The following is a 16108-nucleotide window of genomic DNA, read 5'->3' as shown; positions in this document are numbered from 1 at the left end:
CCGCGGCCTAGCGTTTCAGCATGCCGAGTACGCGCGGCCGCGCCCCGTTGCTCACCCGACAGAAAGGCTGAACCCATGACCGCATCCACGGACCGCGGCACTCAGGACGGTGTGCTGGCGACGATCCGCGCCCACCACGACCAGCTCGGCCGGACCATGTCCGACCACGCGCTCACCATCAGCCGCTCGATCGACCGTCTGGCGTCGCCCGCGGCCCGGCGCGGGGTGCTGGTCGACTTCTGCAACCAGGAGGTGCTCCCGCACGCCATGGCGGAGGAGGAGACGGTGTACCGCGTCGCCGCCGACCTGCCCAGGACCAGGCTGCTGGTGCGGGCGATGCACGACGAGCACCTGACGCTGCGCGAGCTGGTCGGCGACCTCGCCTCGGCCGGCTCCCCGGGAGAGATCTCCGCCGCAGCCACGGCGCTGAACGCCGTCTTCCAGAGCCACGTGGAGAAGGAGAACGAGATCCTGCTGCCCGCGCTGGCGGACGCGGGAGTCGACCTCGCCGCCCTGCTCAAGGGCATGCAGGAGGTCCTCGGCGGCGAGCAGGACACCGTCGAGGCCGTCGAGGAGGAGCGGGCCCCGGCCGAGTCGCCGGAGCTCGACGTGCGCCGGCTGGTCCCGGCGCAGCGCCACGAGCAGATCTTCGCCACGTTCGGCGAACTGACCGTGCGTACGGCGTTCGTGCTGGTCAACGACCATGACCCGAAACCTCTCTACTACCAGTTCGCCGCCGAGCACCCCGGCGAGTTCACCTGGGAGTACCTCGAGTCGGGCCCGACTGTCTGGAAGGTCCGCATCGGCCGTCCCTGACCACAAGGCCCGGCCACCTCGGCCAGAGCGCCACAAGGGCTGCCATGATGGTCAAGAGCCGGTCGCGTCCGTCAGCCGCGGCAACATCACGGCGAACTGCCGCGCACGGCAGCATGTCAATCAAGTTCACAGCCTGGTAGCCGAGCCACAGCACGACCGGCATCCTCCGGAGTGACGCTCGCCGGATTCGACGGCGGCCTGAGCGAACACCCGGCCATTCTGAGTGCGCGAATTCCTCACCTCCCGGCGCGCCAAGATCACTCCCGAGCGTGCCGGGATGAGCGTGAAGTATTACGCCAAGCTCGAACGCGCCCACCTGCCGCGCCTCGCGCACGAAACCAACGGCGGCAACGCCATCCCGCGCCGCCGCCCCACGCAGCCGACGGCACGCCCCGGCCTGCAGTGGATGCTCGACACCCTCACCACCGCCCCGGCGATCGTCGGCAACGACCGGTCGGAACCGCCAACCTCCTGGGCCGCGCCCTGTGCCTGACGTCTGCGTGCCTGACGTCTGCGCCCACCTCACCCGGCCGCCGAACTTCGCCGGTTTCACCTTCCTCGACGCCCGGGCCGCTTCGACCTGGTCGGCGAACTGCCCACTCTCGGCGACGACTCCCGCCGCCGCTGGGGCGCCCACGACGTCCGCATCTGGCGCGGCGGTGGGGTGCGAGGGCGGGCATGGCTCCGCTCAACGGGCGCTCACCTTGAACAGGCCGTGCGCGCCGGCCTCCGCCTGGCGCATCGTGTGGTCCACGACCGGGTACGTGCCCGCCTCCGGGAAGACCAGCTCGGCGAAGCCGCCCTGGGCGGGGGCCAGATCCAGCACCTGCGCGCCGCCCGCGTCGTCCTTCCGCAGCCGGTACGCGCCCTCCTTGTAGATCGTGTCGAACGGCGCCCCCACGACGTGCAGTGCCGTGCCCGAGCTAGGACCTGCGGCGACGGCCCAGATCCGCACCCGCTCCCCGGCCTTCGCCGCCAGTGGCGCGTGGTCGTACCCGGCGGCGGTGCCGTTGAACATCCAGCCGTCGGGACGTCCCTCGCGGATCTTGGCCACCTGGGCGTCGCCGCCCGGCTCGCCGAGGTGGAGCTCGCCCTGCACCAGGAGGTACTCGCGGTCCACCTCCGGCAGCTCCGGCGGATCGATGATCACCGCGCCGTACATGCCGTTCGCGATGTGCTGCGTCATCGGCATGGTCGAGCAGTGGTACAGCCAGGCTCCGGCGTGCCCGGCGCGGAAGCGGTAGGTGAGGCGTTCGCCCGGCTCGATGGTGCGCATGACCTCGTCCGGCGCGTTCGCCCCGGCGTGGAAGTCGATGCCGTGGCCCATCGTGCCGCCGTTCACGAACGTGACCGTGAAGGTGTCGCCGACCTTGCCGCGCAGCACCGGGCCAGGAACCTTGCCGTTGAACGTCCACACGCGCTGCCGCACGCCGGGCGCGACCTCCTGGACGGCCTGGTCGTCCACGCGGATCTCGACCTGGTGTTCCACGCCTCCCGGCGCGGGCTTGAGCGTCGCGTCGTGCGGGGTCCATTCCGGTGACATGGGCGCGGACAGGTCGAGGCGGGCGGGGGCCGCAGTGTCGCCGCCGGTGTCGCCGCCGGTGTCGCCGCCGGTGGCGTGGCCGCCGTGCGCGGTGCCGGCGGGGACGATGCGCATGGTCATGCCCGCGGCGCGGTGCCCGGCCACGGTGCACCAGCCGTCGACCGCCTCCGCCAGGGGCGGCAGCGTGAGCGTGGCGCTCTCGCCGCGGCCCAGCAGCGGGGTGCGCTCGCCGGTGGCCAGCCGCAGGTCGTGCCGCTGGGCGTCGGTGTTGGTGACGCGCAGCGTCAGCACGGTGCCGGGGGCGGCCTCGATCACCGAGGGCCTGATGCTCATCCCGGCCAGGGTCACCTCGACCGTCCGCGCCCCCGTAGCGGTGACCCTTTCCGCCGTCCCTTCACCACCGGTCGTCGACACCACGACCGCCGCCGCCGTCAGCAGAATCCCCACCACCACCCCGGCCAGCCCGGGCCAAGCCCGCCGCCACCCACCACCAGTCCCGTCACTACCGTCGGCCGTCGCGCCACCGATGGAGCCGCTGCGTGGCGCGACGCCGCCGGTGGGGCCGTGGCCTGGTGTCGTGACGGTTGTCTTCTCGGCTGCGGGGCGCGTACGCCCGAGCGCTCGGGAACGGGTCAGGGCGATCGTGGCCAGGGTCACGAACGCGGCGGTCGCGGCGAGCACGAGTGCCCAGCCGAGCAGGCGCAGGGGCGCGGGCACCGGCAGCGCCAGTAGCGGCACCCCGAGGTTGAAGGCCGCCAGCCGCACCGCCCAGCCGCGCTCCAGCAGCGCCGCGTTCTCCTTGAAACGGGCCGGGCCGCCGCCCAGCACCGCAGGGAGCAGGTGCAGCAGCGAGCCGAGCAGCACCTGGGCGACGAACCCGGCGAGCACCAGCGGCAGCAGCGGATCCAGCCCGGCGGTGACCTCGGCGGCCGGACGGGTGGCCACGATCGCCAGGTTCGCGGCCAGCGCGATCCCGAACCAGACGACGCCCGCTCCCATCGTCCAGGCCGCCCCGGTGTGCGGGCGCCGCCGGCGCACCGCCTCGGCCAGCGGTGCCAGCGCCGCCACGGTGCCGGCCGCGTAGGCGGCCAGCCCGGCGACCGCGGCCCACCGCCAGCCGGTCAGCAGCCCGGCCACGGTCACCGCCAGGCCGGGGGCGGCCAGCCACAGCCCGATCCTGGAGGCCCGGCGGGTCCGATCGGGCATGCGGGTGCGCAGCACGGTCGGCCACAGCGTGAACAGCGTGCCGAGCACGGTCAGCCCCACCCAGCCGAGCAGGTTCACCTCGGCGTGCGCGGCCTGCATGCGCTCGTGGGCATCGGCGTGCGGGACGTGCGCGGCCAGCAGCCCGCCGAGCACGCCACCGGCCGCCAAAGCGCCGGCCGCGCTCACGTACCAGCCGATGACGTGCCCGAACCTGCCGGGCAGCGCCCGGCGCAGCAGCGCGACCAGCACGTACGCGTGCCACAGCACCACGGCCACCACCACGCCCGCGCCGGCCGCGGCGAGCGGCCAGGGACCGGCGGCGACCCCGTACAGGATCGCGATCGTGGCGGCGTTGAGCAGCGCGAGCCGGGTGAGGCTCGCCGTCTGCGCGGGGGTCCTGGTGCGCAGCAGCGCGACGGTGAAGTGCTCGCTCCAGATGAGGATCGCGGTGGAGACCCCGCCGAGCAGGAACACGTGGATCAGCAGCCAGCGCGGCGCCGGCAGCACGTCGCCGGCCAGCGCCACCGCGACGGTGAGGGCCAGCCAGCCGACCACGATCGCGTTCGCCCGCAGGTGCCACGACGCGCGCGGGCGCTGCGGCGGCGTGCTCGGGGCACCCGGCCTCTGACGGATCTCGACGGGGTTCACCGCCGGCACCTCCTTATCGTGACCGGACCGCGAGCGCGACGCCGCGACGGCGCATCCGGCGAACAAGAGCAGGGAGAACACGGCCAGGACGCCGCCGAGTGTGCGGACCGCGTCCAGGGCGGCCAGGTCACCGGCGACCCGGGCGGCCACGGCCACGTGCAGCAGCGTCAGCGGCGCGTACAGAACGGGCCGGTACGGGAGCCGCACCCGCAGCACCGCCGGCAGGATCACCGGGGCGTGGCCGAAGACCATCGACATCACGAATCCGAGGAACAGCGCGTGCAGGGCCGCGTCGTACAGGTAGCGGCCGGACGACAGGCCGGTGGCGGCCCACAGGGCTCCCGCCACGCCGAGCCAGGCGTAGCCGGCCAGCAGGCACGCGGCGGCGTACCGGGGCAGGCCGGAGCCGCGGACGGTGTGGCGGGCCACGTCGCGCCAGGCCAGCCAGACGGCGACCAGGACCATCCCGGCCCCGGCCGTCCGCGCGCCCATGGCCGGGTCGGCGAACGAGACGAGGGCGCCGCCGCCGACCAGCGCGGCCGCGGCCACCAGGCCGCCCCACGCCCCGGGTCGCAGGAAGACGACGTGCGCCAGCTCCAGCCGTTCGGCGGCGATGGTCAGCACGTGGAAGGCGGCGAACCAGACCACCAGCTCCGGGATCGGCCGTCCGGCCAGCCACAGCAGGCCGCCGCCGAACCAGGCCAGCGCGCCGGCCAGCTGCATGAGCGTCTCGCGGCTCACCCGCCGGCCCAGCAGCGCGACGTAGACGGCCACCAGCCAGCCGGCGGCGGCGGTCAGCGCCGCCTTGCCGGCCTGTTCGGCGCCGGCGGCCAGGGCGACCGCCCCGAAAGCGGACAGCGCGGGGGCCGCGTATCCCCAGAGCTGCCGGAGCGCCACCGCCCGTTCCAGCGAGATGAGCGTGCCCAGGAAGCCCAGCGCCATCAGCGGCCCGTGCTGCTCCGTGAACGCCGCGGGGGCGGGCAGCCAGGCGACCAGCAGGGCCACTCCGCCGAACAGGCCCGCGACCAGCGCCACCGCGGCCCCGGCCAGCAGGGGGAGCCGCCCGGCGGCCAGGCGGGGGCCGGGGTGCGCACGGGTCGTCGGCACGGGCGGTTGCTCCACTTCCGGGAGGGACGTGACCAACGTAGGGCGAGCTCAGGCCGCCGGTCGGGGGCCGAAGGTCATCTCGGGAAGGACCAAAGTCCTTTTCCACCCGATCGGCAGACGGGGTCAAGGAAGCCGCGTACGGAGCGTGACCCGGGGTATGGGGCGCCCCACCGCCCTCGACAAGCGACCACGCCGCGAGATCATCTGCTCCACCACGCCAAGGAGGACATTTCCGTGGAACGCGTCATCGCCGGATTCGACGGCTCGCCGGGCTCCGTCAGGGCGCTCGGGTGGGCGCTCGGCCAGGCTCGCCTGCACCGCGCCGAGCTCCAGCCCTGGACGATCCTGCCGGACCGGACATCGGCGACCGGCGAGAAGACCGAGGAAGACCTGCGCCGGGCGGCCGGCGACATCACCCGGGGCTACGCCGAACCGCGCTTCGGCCACGGCGGTGCCTCGGCCGGCCTCATCGCCGCCTGCTCCCCCGGTGACCTGCTCGTCGTCGGTTCGCGGGGCCACAACCGGCTCGCCGGGCTGCTGCTCGGCTCGGTCAGCAAGGCCTGCCTGTACCAGGCGCCCTGCCCGGTGACCGTCGTCCCGGACCTGCCGCGCCTGTCCGACTCGCACAGCCATGTGATCGCCGCGGTCGACGGATCGGAGCACGCCCGGCACGCCCTGCGGGTGGCGGCCGAGGAAGCCGCGCTGCGCGGCGTCGACCTGCACGCCGTGCACGCCGTGCACTGGGACTCCGTCGGGATCGAACTGGTCAAGCCCGACACCGACCGGCTGATGGAGTGGGGCGAGCGCACGCTGGACCGCGAACTGGCCGAGACCGGCGTCAAGGCCCGGCCCCTCGTCGTCCAGGGCCACCCCGCCGACGTGCTGACGAGGCTCGGCGCCGAGGCGGACCTGCTCGTCCTCGGTTCCCACGGCCGCAGCCGGCTGGAAGGCGTCCTGCTCGGGTCCACCAGCGAGTACTGCGCCCAGCACGCGCCCTGCCCGGTCATGATCACCCGTGACGTGACGTGACGGCTGGCCATTCCACGGGCGCGGGCCGTACGATTCCGCGTCATGATCATTCGTTTGTCGGCGGCGGTGGCCGCCGGTGTGGTGCTTCTGTCAGGTGCGGCCCACGCCGACCCGGTCAAGGGCGCCCCTGAACTGACCCACAACGCGCTCTACAAGGCGGCCAAGCTGCCCAAGGTCTCCTGCGGGGCGGCCAAGGGCACGACCGCCGCCTCGACCAGGACGTACATCACCAAGCTCGTCGGCTGTCTCAACAAGGCGTGGAAGCCGGCCATCAAGGACTTCCAGCCGGTCAAGGTGGAGTTCAGGGCCAAGGACGACCTCCAGTCCTGCTCCAGCGGCATGGACCTGCGCGAGTCCTTCTCCGAGGTCTGCGGCACCGTCATCAAGGTGCGGCTGGCCGACGACTGGATCAGGGCGAAGAAGGACGACAAGATCCTCTCCTCGCTCACCCGGACGTGGAGCGGCGTCGTCCTCGGCCAGACCGGCATCGGCCGGGCCTGGTGGGCGCTGCGGAACGACGGCTCGGAGAAGGTGATGAACGAGCAGAACCGCCGGTACGGCCTGCAGTCCGACTGCCTCCAGGGCGTGTCGGTGAAGAGCCTGGGCCGCACCGTCAAGGACTGGCCGGCCTTCCTCAAGTCCGCTCAGCCCAAGGCGTATGCCAGGTTCGCCAAGAACGACGGCAAGCCCGCCAACCGCGCTCACTGGGCCGGGCAGGGCCACAAGGCCGGCAAGCCGGGTGCGTGCAACACGTGGAAGGCGCCGTCCGCCAAGGTCGCGTGACCCCCTCGTCAGGGCAGCGTCGCCAGGAAGTTGGCGACCACCGGGTTCGGGTCGTCACGGCACCAGGCGGCGGCGACGCGGGTGCGGGCCGTGCCGGGCGTGATCGCGCGGAAGGCGACCCCGGCGAGCCGGACGCGCCGGATGCTCGCCGGGGCCAGTGACACGCCCAGCCCGGCCTCCACCAGGGCGCACACCGTCAGCCATTCCACCGCGTGCCGGCCGATCCGCGGGGTGAAGCCCGCGCCGGCGCACAGGTCCGTGATCTGGTCGTACAGGCCCGGCCCCGCCGCGCGGGGCAGGAGCACGAACGGCGAGTCCGCGAGCCGCGCCAGCGGGACGGACCGGAGGGACGCCAGCGGATGCGCGGACGGCAGGACGGCGACGAAGGGCTCGGTCAGCACCGTCGCGAAGCCGAGCTCCGCCTCACCGGAGTGCGGCTCGCGCAGCAGGCCGACGTCGATCGTCCCGTCGTGCAGGGCGGCGAGCTGCGGGGCCGTGGTCATCTCGCGGATGTCGGGCCGCACCTCGGGGAACCGTTCCAGGAAGGCGCGCAGCAGGCCGGGCAGCACGGTCAGCGCCAGTGAGGCGGCGAACCCGATCCGCAGCCGGCCGGTCCGCCCGCTTCCCGCGTCCCGCGCGGCGGCGAGCCCGGCCGCGACGCCGGCGAGGGCCCGCTGGGCGGCCGGCAGCAGCTCCCGGCCCGCGGCGGTGAGGGAGATCCGGCCCGGCTCGCGGTGGAAGAGCGGGTGGCCGACCCTCTCCTCCAGGCGGCGGATCTGCTGGCTCAGCGGCGGCTGCGCGATGCCGAGGCGGACGGCCGCGTGGCCGAAGTGGAGTTCCTCGGCGAGCACGGCGAACGCGTGCAGGTGGTGCAGCGGAAGCTCGGGACGGTCCATACGCCCAGAGATATCAGTCCATGAGCCCACGCGTCTTCGACGTATCGCCGCCGATCACCTATCGTGCCGCGCATGACAGAGCGACGCGCCATCCTCAGCGGTTCGGTCTTCGAGGAGCAGATCGGCTACGCCCGCGCCGTGGTGGACGGCGACTGGGTGCACGTGTCCGGGACGACCGGCTTCGACTACGCCACCATGACGATCTCCGGCGACGTGGTGGAGCAGGCCGAGCAGTGCCTGCGCAACATCGGCTCGGCGCTCGCCGAGGCGGGGTGCGGCTTCGGCGACGTGGTCAGGGTGCGCTACCTGCTGCCCGACCGCGCCGACTTCGAGCCCTGCTGGCCCGCGCTGCGCCGCTGTTTCGGCGAGGTCCGCCCGGCCGCGACGATGCTGGTCTGCGGGCTCGCGGACCCGCGCATGAAGATCGAGATCGAGGTGTACGCGCGCCGCCCGTCCTGACCGGCGGCGCCTGATCCGGTGCCGGCGGGGAACGCTCCGGGTCATGGAAGTGCTGAGCAGCCGCGTACTGCTGCGCCCCGGCGACCTGGAGCGCAGCCGCCGTTTCTACGCCGAGACGCTCGGCCTGGCCGTCTACCGGGAGTTCGGCCCGCCGGACCATCCCGGCGTGGTCTTCTTCCTCGGGCAGGGGTTCCTCGAACTGTCGGGGCACTCCGGCGGACCGGCGGGCGAGCGCATGATGCTGTGGTTGCAGGTCCGCGACGTGGGCCGGGAGGAGGAGCGGCTGCGGCGGGCGGGCGTCACCGTGCTGCGCGAGGCCAGGCGGGAGCCGTGGGGGCTGGTCGAGCTCTGGATCGCCGACCCCGACGGGCACCGGATCGTGCTGGTGGAGGTGCCGCCCGAGCATCCGCTGCGGCGCGATCCGCGCTGAGACGCGGTCTCTCGGGGGCGCCCGTAGCATTGATACGGTTCAAGCGCCGCCGCACTTCATGACCGAGGAACGATGCCGAGCATCAAAGACGTCGCCCGACTCGCCGGGGTTTCCGTCGGCACCGTGAGCAACGTGCTCAACCGGCCCGAGATGGTGGCCAGGGAGACCCGCATGCGGGTGGAGGCGGCGGTGGCCCAGCTCGGCTACGTGCGCAACGGCTCCGCCCGCCAGTTGCGGGCCGGGCGCAGCACGACGATCGCCGTGGTCGCGCTCGACCTGACCAACCCGTTCTTCATCGACGTGCTGAACGGCGTCGAGACCGCCGCGCAGGACGTGGACGTCAACGTGATGGTGGTCAACAGCAGCAAGGACGCCGCCCGGGAGGCGCGGCTGCTGCGCATGTTCGAGGAGGAGCGCCCGCTGGGCGTGCTGATCACCCCGGTCAACGCCTCGGGCCAGCGGGAGCGGCTGGGCGGGCTGATCTCCCGGGGCATCCCTGTGGTGACGTTCGACAGCTCGTCACGCCACTCCTACGGGTGCGCCGTCTCGGTGGACGACGTGCTCGGCGGCCGGCTCGCCGGGCGGCACCTGCTCGACCGGGGTCACCGGCGGATCGCCTTCGCCGGCGGGCCGTTCCCCGTCCGCCAGGTGGAGGACCGCCACCACGGCCTGGCCGGTGTGCTGGGCCCGGACGGCGAGCTGACCGTGATCCCGCTGCCGGACCTCACCGTCGCCACCGGCCGCCAGGCCGGCAAGGAGCTGGCCGGCCTGGCCCGCGAGGAGCGGCCCACCGCCGTGTTCTGCGCGAACGACCTGGTGGCGATGGGCGTGCTGCAGGAGCTCACCCAGCGCGGCCTGCGGGTCCCCGCCGACGTGGCGATTCTCGGGTACGACGACATCGACTTCGCCGCGGCGGCGGCCGTGCCGCTGTCGTCGATCCGCCAGCCGCGCGAGCAGCTGGGCCGCACCGCGGCGCTGATGCTGCTGGAGGAGGCCAACAGCCCCGGCGGCCACGAGCACCGTCACGTGGTCTTCCAGCCTGACCTGGTGGAGCGGGTCTCGACGGCGCACCCGTGAATCCCGGGCCGAGCTGTCACGTCAGAAGGCATGGGGGCCGAAGCGGCCCCAGGCCACGAACGCGGCCAGGACGAGCAGCACCACGTTGACGGCGATCGCCGGATGCTCCCCGCGCCGGCCGTGCGTGACCGCGGCGCCGATCATGACGATGACCAGCCCGGCCGCCGCCAGCGGGGTGAGGATCGGGACGACGCCGAACGTCGCCGGCAGGATCAGCCCGAGCGCGGCCAGCACCTCCAGCCCGCCGATGGCCTTGACGGCGCCGGCGGAGAAGTCCTCCGTCCAGGCCAGGCCGGAGGCCGCGAGCCTCTCCTTGGGTTGCGCCAGCTTCATCAGCCCGGCCACACCGAACACGGCGGCCAGCAGGCCCGCGACGATCCACAGTGCGAGGTTCATGGGGGGTCCCGTTCTCACGCGGCTTGAAATGTTCAACAGGACCTTAGAGGGTGCGGCGGTCCGTCCGTGCGAGCGGCCCTGGCCGGGCCGCTCGTACGGAGACCGCTATCGCTGTGCGGCCGCGGCGCCGGCCCAGCCGAGCAGGGCCTCGGCGGTCTGGAAGCGGCGGCTGGAGCTGGTCTCGCCGAGGAGGACGCCGACGAGCCGGCTGCCGCCCCGATCGGCGGCGAAGGCGAGCGTGTAACCGGCGGCGCGGGTGTAGCCGGTCTTGACGCCGAGCGCGCCGGGGGTGCCGAGCAGGCGGTTGGTGTTGCGCCACGCGTACGAACGGCGCTCGGAGGTCGCGGGGACGGTGTGGTACTGGGTCGAGGTGACCTTCTCCAGGGTCGGGTTCTCCAGCACCTTCTGGGCCAGGCGGACCTGGTCGCGGGCGGTGGAGTGGCCGCCGCCGCCGTAGGGCATGCCGTCCGCGTTGACGTACAGCGTGTCGTTCATGCCGAGCTGCCGGGCGGTGGCGTTCATCGCGGCCACGAACTCCTCGACGCCCGGCCCGTACGTGCGCGCGAGCGCGTGCGCGGCGTCGGCGCCGGAGGGCAGCATGAGCGCGTGCAGCATGTCCTCGACGGTCAGCGTGTCGCCGGCGCGCAGGTGGGCGACCGCGGCGCCGCCCCTGGCGGCGTAGCCGACGTCGGCGGTGGTGACCTCGACCTCGTCGGTGGGCTCGGCCCGCTGGAGCACCACGTACGCGGTCATCATCTTGGTGAGGCTGGCGACCGGCCTGCGCAGGTCGGCCTCCTTGCTGAAGTGGACCTGGCCGGTGGTGGCGTCGACCAGGTGGGCGGCCGTGGCCAGGACGGCGGGGGCGGCTGGGGCGTGCGCGGCGTCGACGGGGGTGGCGACCGGCGGGGCGGCGTGGGCGGCGGTGCTGCCGGCGGTCAGCGCCGCGGCGGCGACGGCGAGGCCGATCAGCGCTCCGCCGAACCGGTGGGTGACGTTCATCTGGGGGCTTGCTCCTAGCTTCCATGCCGCCTACCGGGTTAGCTGACGGGTTCGGGCGTGGAAGTGCCCTACGGCGCGTGGTGCGCCGATTCACCCCAAGGGGAATGGGTCCCCGGCTCCGCGAACGGATTCGGCGGCCGTGCGCTCCCCGGGGGTGGGGCACGCACGGTCTGGGCAAATGAAGCCTTAACGTAATGCAATCCGACAAACGCCGCAACTCACCACAATTCGGATTTGACCGGCGCTATCGCCGGTCACGCTCCCGGCCGGACGACCATCAGCACGACCACGGCCGCCCAGACCAGGTTGTAGAAGCCGGCGAGCATGGACAGCGCGCGCAGCCGGCTCCCGTCGTCCGGGTCGCGCAGCGCGTCCCGCTGGCGCGGGTAGATCTGGGTGGCCAGCAGGACGGCCGCGACGCCGGTCAGCGCCATCGAGGCGACGATCCAGAGCTCCCCCATCCGGCCCTGCGCGAGGGCCATCACGATGCCGACGGCGGGCACCACCAGACCGAACAGGCTGTAGCCGCGGGTGATGCGGTGCAGCGCGGCGGCCACGGCCGGGCTGCGCTCGCCCTCGCCCGGCGGGCCCGCCACGGGGGCGTAGCGGGGAAACAGGCTCGCGGCCACGGCCGAGCCCCCGACGAACACGATGGCCGCCAGGACGTGCACGGACAGCAGGACGTGATCCCTCACGTTCATCCTCCAACCTTCAGGGTTACTGAAGCTTAGCGGAAGCTTCAGGCACTCTGAAGGTTGCCCTACCTCCCAGCCGGCGACGGAGGCGCCCTTGACGGTTGCGGTGTTGGCGTTAACACTTGGCACACATCTCTCCACCAGCAAGTGAGCACGACGAAGCAACCGGTTGTGTTAGCGCTAACACAACCAGTCGACCCCACCCCCCAAGGAGTCCTCGTGTTGGCTTCCCTGCCGGGCACGGCGCGCCGGATCCTGACGCTCGCCGTCGTCACGATCGTCCTGTCAGCCCTGTTCACGACCGGCCGCGCCCAGGCGGCGCCCGGCCCGTCCTTCACCAACCCCGTCGTCCCGACGCCCAACAGCGCCGACCCGACGCTGGTCTTCCACAACGGCTTCTACTACTACGTCGCCACGACGTGGAACTCCGACGTGGTCATGCGCCGCTCGGCGACGATCGCCGGGCTGCGCAGCGCGCCCGAGCAGGTCGTCGTACGGACCGGCGGCAACACGATGTGGGCGCCGCACCTGGAGATGGTCGGGAGCCGCTGGTACCTGTACTACTCGGTGGAGCAGGGCAGCCTGCCCCGCCGCACGCACGTCGCCGAGAGCGCCGGGTCCGACCCGATGGGGCCCTACACCGTCCGCGGGATCGTCAACCTGATGCCCGACAACGGATGGGCGATCGACGCCAGCCTGCTCAAGCTCGACGGCAACCTCTACATGACGTTCTCGGCGTTCGCGTCCGACGGCCTGCAGTCGCTGTTCATCGCGCCGATGTCGAACCCGTGGACGGCGAGCGCGTTCGGCAGGCGGATCTCGGCCCCGACCCTGGACTGGGAGCGTCAGAACGGCGCCGTCAACGAGGGCTCCTTCGCGCTGCAGCGGGGCGGCCGCACCTTCCTGACCTACTCGGCCAGCCACTGCAACGGCCCCAACTACAAGCTCGGCATGCTGGAGTACCGCGGCGGTGACCCGCTGTCGGCCGCGTCCTGGACCAAGTTCCCCAGCCCGATCTTCCAGCGCAACGACGCGAACGGCGTCTACGGCCCCGGCCACCACTCCTTCTTCACCTCGCCCGACGGCACCGAGACCTGGATCGCCTACCACGCCAACTCCTCGTCGAGCCAGGGCTGCGGCACCACCCGCACCACCCGGGTGCAGAAGATCTCCTGGAACGCCGACGGCACGCCCAACCTCGGCGTCCCCGTCTCGACCTCGACCGTGATCCCCGGCCCCTCGGGCGAGCCCACCCCTGCCACGGTGCGGATCCGCAACCGGCACAGCGGCCTCTGCCTGGACGACTACAACTGGGTGACCACGCCGGGCGCGGAGGTCCGCCAGTGGACCTGCAACGGCCTCGCCACGCAGGACTGGCAGATCACCCCGGCCGCCGACGGCTACTCCACGATCACCAACCGGCACAGCGGCCTCTGCCTCGACAACTACAACTTCGGCACCACCCCAGGCTCAGAAGTACGCCAGTGGACCTGCAACGGCCTGGCCGTCCAGCAATGGCGCGTCACGTCCGTGGGAGGCGGCTACTCCACCCTCACCAACCGGCACAGCGGCCTGTGCCTGGACAACTACAACTTCGGCACCGCCCCGGGCTCCGAAGTGCGGCAGTGGACCTGCAACGGCAACAACGCCCAGCAGTGGACCGTCTCCTGACCAGGAGAGGCCCTAGCCGAGGCGCAGCCCCGCGACGAGGAGCCCGACCATGCGGCGGGCGTCGTAGCGGGGATCGCCGGCGCCGACGCAGAGGTTGCCGATGCCCCGCATGAGTTCGAGGGCGTCCTGGCCGGGGCGGATCTCGCCGGCGGCGGCGGCCGCTTCGAGCAACCGGGCGCACACGGGCACGAGCCGGTCGAGGAAGTAGGCGTGCAGGGCGTCGAAGCCGGCGTTGTCGGACTGCAGGACGGCGGCGAGCCCGTGCTTGGTGACCAGGAAGTCCACGAAGAGGTTGATCCAGCGCTCCAGGGCGGCGTACGGCGTGGCACTGGTCGCCAGCAGGGCCGGACCGGCCTCGGCGCAGGCTTCGACCTGGTGCCGGTAGACGGCGATGATCAGATCCGCCCGCGTCGGGAAGTGACGGTAGATCGTGGCCGTGCCGACGCCCGCCTTGGCCGCGATGTCGCGTATCGGCGCGTCGACGCCCGACGTGACGAAGACTTCTCCGGCGGCGTCGAGCAGGTTCTTCTCGTTGCGCCGGGCGTCCGCCCGTTTGGGCCGGGCCGCGCGCCCCGCGCCCCGCTCGCCGTCGTTCATCGCGCCGTGCCTCCGGTGTTGCTAAACGGGACAGTGTCCCGTATCGTCAAACGGGACGCTGTCCCGCTTCTTTCATGATGCCAGAGCGGGCGCCCGCCGGCCAACCACGCCGGCCACTTCACCCACGAACGAGGAAGACCTTCTTATGAGCCGATCAGTCATCGCGCCCGCACACGCGGCCCAGGGCGCGCCCCTCCCGGTCCTCTCGGCGCGGCCGGTGGTGCTGCCGGCCCCCGGCCGGGGTGAGGACCTCCAGGTGCGCGTGTCCGCGCCCGCCGCCGGGCGCGACCTGCCGATCATCGTCTTCTCGCACGGCTTCGGCTGGTCGATGGACGGGTACGACCCGCTGGCCGGCTTCTGGGCCGCCCACGGCTTCGCGGTGGTCCAGCCCACCCATCTCGACTCCAGGACGCTGAACCTTCCGCCCGACGATCCCCGTACCCCGCTGATCTGGCGGTTCCGGGTCGAGGACCTGAAGCGCGTACTCGACCACCTCGACCTGGTCGAAGCCGCCGTCCCCGGCCTGAGCGGGCGTCTCGACCGGAGCCGCGTCGCCGTGGCCGGGCACTCCTGGGGCGCCCAGACGGCGAGCATGCTGCTGGGCGCGCGGATCGTCGATCCCGAAGGCGGGCCGGGACAGGACCTGTCCGACCCCAGGGTCAAGGCGGGTGTGCTGCTCGCCGCGCCCGGCCGGGGCGGCGCCGACCTGACGCCGTTCGCCGCCGAGCACATGCCCTTCATGAACCCGGACTTCAGCCACATGACCACACCGGCCCTCGTGGTCGCGGGCGACCGGGACCAGTCCCACCTGACCGTCCGGGGGCCGGACTGGTTCACCGACCCGTACACCTTGAGCCCGGGCGGCAAGAGCCTGCTCACGCTGTTCGGGGCCGAGCACGGGCTCGGCGGCATCGTCGGCCGCGACGTCACGGAGACGACGGACGAGAACCCCGAACGGGTCGCCCTGATCCAGCGGCTCACCACGGCCTACCTGCGCAGCGCGCTCGACCCGGAGGATTCCGGCTGGACGGCGGCGCGCGCGGCGTTGCTGGAGAGCGCCGACCCGCTGGGTCGCGTCGACTCCGACTGAAGCCCCGCCCGCCGGCCCTCCTCGTCACCCGGACCGTATCGGGCGTCTCCCCCTCGCGTGGCCGCTAGATTGGGCGAAACGGTCATCGGATGGCGAGGTCGAAGGTGCCGATCGGACGAGGGTCCCGGGAGCCGGGACGGGGCATGCGGCCCTACGGATGGATGCTGGTGCTCGCCGCGGCGGTGCTCGCCGTGGACCAGGCGTCCAAGCTCTGGGCGGTCTCGGCGCTCTCCGGCGGCGAGCGCGTCACGGTGATCCCGGAGCTGATCCAGCTGCGGCTGCTGTTCAACCCCGGTGCCGCGTTCTCGATAGGGGCCGGCGCGACGTGGGTGTTCACCCTGACGGCGGCCGCCGCCGTCGCCGGCATCCTCTACACCGGGCGGCGGCTGCGCTCGCCCGCCTGGACCGTCGTGCTGGGCGCGCTGCTCGGCGGCGCCACCTCCCATCTGCTCGACCGCCTGTTCCGCCCGCCGGGCTTCGCTCAGGGTCATGTCGTCGACTTCATCGACTACGGCGGCCTGTTCGTCGGCAACGTCGCCGACATCGCGCTGACCGCCAGTTGCGTCGTCCTCATGGTGCTCACCGTGCGCGGCATCCCCCTGGCCGGCGCGGACGCCGGGGAGCGCCCGAGCTCGTAGCCAGGGCCGTGTCAGCGGCCGCGTCAGC

At 72.8% G+C, this 16108-nt stretch carries 16 protein-coding genes and 1 riboswitch; of the genes, 10 read left to right on the top strand and 6 right to left on the bottom strand.

From position 1 onward, the window contains the following. Positions 1 to 75 precede the first annotated feature (75 nt). Together KME79_RS20935 and KME79_RS20930 are read left to right on the top strand one after the other, a co-directional pair. Positions 76 to 816, top strand: a complete 741-nt coding sequence (locus KME79_RS20935) for a DUF2249 domain-containing protein (RefSeq protein ID WP_219545867.1) — start codon at positions 76 to 78, stop codon at positions 814 to 816. 277 nt (positions 817 to 1093) lie between these two features. Continuing rightward, a complete protein-coding gene (locus KME79_RS20930) occupies positions 1094 to 1309 on the top strand; it encodes a hypothetical protein (RefSeq protein WP_219545866.1) in 216 nt (71 codons plus the stop codon). A 195-nt stretch (positions 1310 to 1504) separates the two neighbouring features. On the opposite strand, the gene KME79_RS47040 is transcribed toward KME79_RS20930, so the two are convergent. Continuing rightward, positions 1505 to 5320 (bottom strand): DUF8744 domain-containing protein, encoded by a 3816-nt coding sequence (locus tag KME79_RS47040; RefSeq protein ID WP_308248994.1) that lies wholly within the window; start codon positions 5318 to 5320, stop codon positions 1505 to 1507. 234 nt (positions 5321 to 5554) lie between these two features. Between KME79_RS47040 and KME79_RS20920 the strand changes: the two genes are divergently transcribed. Both KME79_RS20920 and KME79_RS20915 read left to right on the top strand, forming a co-directional pair. Beyond that, on the top strand, positions 5555 to 6349 hold the full coding sequence (locus tag KME79_RS20920) for a universal stress protein (protein WP_219545865.1): 795 nt from the start codon (positions 5555 to 5557) through the stop codon (positions 6347 to 6349). A 42-nt stretch (positions 6350 to 6391) separates the two neighbouring features. Continuing rightward, on the top strand, positions 6392 to 7132 hold the full coding sequence (locus tag KME79_RS20915) for a hypothetical protein (RefSeq protein WP_148031817.1): 741 nt from the start codon (positions 6392 to 6394) through the stop codon (positions 7130 to 7132). Between the two features lie 8 nt (positions 7133 to 7140). Here the strand turns inward: KME79_RS20915 and KME79_RS20910 are convergent, their stop codons facing one another. Further along, the gene (locus tag KME79_RS20910) at positions 7141 to 8028 is read right to left on the bottom strand and encodes a LysR family transcriptional regulator (RefSeq protein WP_219545864.1); all 888 of its coding nucleotides are present in this window, start codon (positions 8026 to 8028) and stop codon (positions 7141 to 7143) included. 72 nt (positions 8029 to 8100) lie between these two features. Here KME79_RS20910 and KME79_RS20905 point away from each other — a divergent pair, with 72 nt between their 5' ends. The 3 genes from KME79_RS20905 to KME79_RS20895 all read left to right on the top strand — a co-directional run bounded on the left by KME79_RS20905 (position 8101) and on the right by KME79_RS20895 (position 9994). Continuing rightward, the gene (locus tag KME79_RS20905) at positions 8101 to 8487 is read left to right on the top strand and encodes a RidA family protein (RefSeq protein ID WP_148031819.1); all 387 of its coding nucleotides are present in this window, start codon (positions 8101 to 8103) and stop codon (positions 8485 to 8487) included. A gap of 43 nt (positions 8488 to 8530) precedes the next feature. After that, entirely contained in the window at positions 8531 to 8917 is a 387-nt protein-coding gene (locus KME79_RS20900; RefSeq protein ID WP_219545863.1) for a VOC family protein, read from the top strand. A gap of 72 nt (positions 8918 to 8989) precedes the next feature. Continuing rightward, entirely contained in the window at positions 8990 to 9994 is a 1005-nt protein-coding gene (locus KME79_RS20895) for a LacI family DNA-binding transcriptional regulator (RefSeq protein WP_219545862.1), read from the top strand. A gap of 21 nt (positions 9995 to 10015) precedes the next feature. Here the strand turns inward: KME79_RS20895 and KME79_RS20890 are convergent, their stop codons facing one another. The 3 genes from KME79_RS20890 to KME79_RS20880 form a co-directional block, all read right to left on the bottom strand. Continuing rightward, on the bottom strand, positions 10016 to 10390 hold the full coding sequence (locus KME79_RS20890) for a DoxX family protein (RefSeq protein ID WP_219545861.1): 375 nt from the start codon (positions 10388 to 10390) through the stop codon (positions 10016 to 10018). Positions 10391 to 10495: 105 nt separating this feature from the next. Continuing rightward, the gene (locus KME79_RS20885) at positions 10496 to 11389 is read right to left on the bottom strand and encodes a D-alanyl-D-alanine carboxypeptidase family protein (RefSeq protein WP_219545860.1); all 894 of its coding nucleotides are present in this window, start codon (positions 11387 to 11389) and stop codon (positions 10496 to 10498) included. A gap of 12 nt (positions 11390 to 11401) precedes the next feature. Then, positions 11402 to 11535, bottom strand: a riboswitch (cyclic di-AMP (ydaO/yuaA leader). 108 nt (positions 11536 to 11643) lie between these two features. Further along, positions 11644 to 12090 (bottom strand): hypothetical protein, encoded by a 447-nt coding sequence (locus KME79_RS20880; protein ID WP_219545859.1) that lies wholly within the window; start codon positions 12088 to 12090, stop codon positions 11644 to 11646. A gap of 213 nt (positions 12091 to 12303) precedes the next feature. Between KME79_RS20880 and KME79_RS20875 the strand changes: the two genes are divergently transcribed. After that, positions 12304 to 13755: a family 43 glycosylhydrolase gene (locus KME79_RS20875; RefSeq protein ID WP_219545858.1), complete on the top strand. Its 1452-nt coding sequence runs from the start codon at positions 12304 to 12306 to the stop codon at positions 13753 to 13755. A gap of 12 nt (positions 13756 to 13767) precedes the next feature. Here the strand turns inward: KME79_RS20875 and KME79_RS20870 are convergent, their stop codons facing one another. Beyond that, positions 13768 to 14352, bottom strand: a complete 585-nt coding sequence (locus KME79_RS20870; RefSeq protein WP_219545857.1) for a TetR/AcrR family transcriptional regulator — start codon at positions 14350 to 14352, stop codon at positions 13768 to 13770. Positions 14353 to 14497: 145 nt separating this feature from the next. Between KME79_RS20870 and KME79_RS20865 the strand changes: the two genes are divergently transcribed. Beyond that, positions 14498 to 15442 carry an alpha/beta hydrolase family protein gene (locus KME79_RS20865; protein ID WP_219545856.1) on the top strand — a complete coding sequence of 315 codons (945 nt, stop codon included), beginning with the start codon at positions 14498 to 14500 and terminating at the stop codon, positions 15440 to 15442. Positions 15443 to 15585: 143 nt separating this feature from the next. Beyond that, positions 15586 to 16080 (top strand): signal peptidase II, encoded by a 495-nt coding sequence (locus tag KME79_RS20860; RefSeq protein WP_148031827.1) that lies wholly within the window; start codon positions 15586 to 15588, stop codon positions 16078 to 16080. Positions 16081 to 16108: the final 28 nt, after the last annotated feature.

The sequence above is a fragment of the Nonomuraea harbinensis genome (assembly GCF_019396385.1).
Taxonomy (GTDB): Bacteria; Actinomycetota; Actinomycetes; order Streptosporangiales; family Streptosporangiaceae; genus Nonomuraea; species Nonomuraea ferruginea.
This window is presented reverse-complemented; position numbering and strand designations above follow the sequence as displayed.

Bases quoted from the DNA above. Each gene is read 5' to 3' on its own strand.
- KME79_RS20895 (WP_219545862.1), top strand. From the start codon at position 8,990: ATGCCGAGCATCAAAGACGTCGCCCGACTCGCCGGGGTTTCCGTCGGC.
- KME79_RS20935 (WP_219545867.1), top strand. From the start codon at position 76: ATGACCGCATCCACGGACCGCGGCACTCAGGACGGTGTGCTGGCGACG.
- KME79_RS20890 (WP_219545861.1), bottom strand. From the start codon at position 10,390: ATGAACCTCGCACTGTGGATCGTCGCGGGCCTGCTGGCCGCCGTGTTC.
- KME79_RS20915 (WP_148031817.1), top strand. From the start codon at position 6,392: ATGATCATTCGTTTGTCGGCGGCGGTGGCCGCCGGTGTGGTGCTTCTG.
- KME79_RS20910 (WP_219545864.1), bottom strand. From the start codon at position 8,028: ATGGACCGTCCCGAGCTTCCGCTGCACCACCTGCACGCGTTCGCCGTG.
- KME79_RS20860 (WP_148031827.1), top strand. From the start codon at position 15,586: ATGCGGCCCTACGGATGGATGCTGGTGCTCGCCGCGGCGGTGCTCGCC.
- KME79_RS20880 (WP_219545859.1), bottom strand. From the start codon at position 12,090: ATGAACGTGAGGGATCACGTCCTGCTGTCCGTGCACGTCCTGGCGGCC.
- KME79_RS20900 (WP_219545863.1), top strand. From the start codon at position 8,531: ATGGAAGTGCTGAGCAGCCGCGTACTGCTGCGCCCCGGCGACCTGGAG.
- KME79_RS20865 (WP_219545856.1), top strand. From the start codon at position 14,498: ATGAGCCGATCAGTCATCGCGCCCGCACACGCGGCCCAGGGCGCGCCC.
- KME79_RS20930 (WP_219545866.1), top strand. From the start codon at position 1,094: ATGAGCGTGAAGTATTACGCCAAGCTCGAACGCGCCCACCTGCCGCGC.
- KME79_RS20870 (WP_219545857.1), bottom strand. From the start codon at position 14,352: ATGAACGACGGCGAGCGGGGCGCGGGGCGCGCGGCCCGGCCCAAACGG.
- KME79_RS20905 (WP_148031819.1), top strand. From the start codon at position 8,101: ATGACAGAGCGACGCGCCATCCTCAGCGGTTCGGTCTTCGAGGAGCAG.
- KME79_RS20885 (WP_219545860.1), bottom strand. From the start codon at position 11,389: ATGAACGTCACCCACCGGTTCGGCGGAGCGCTGATCGGCCTCGCCGTC.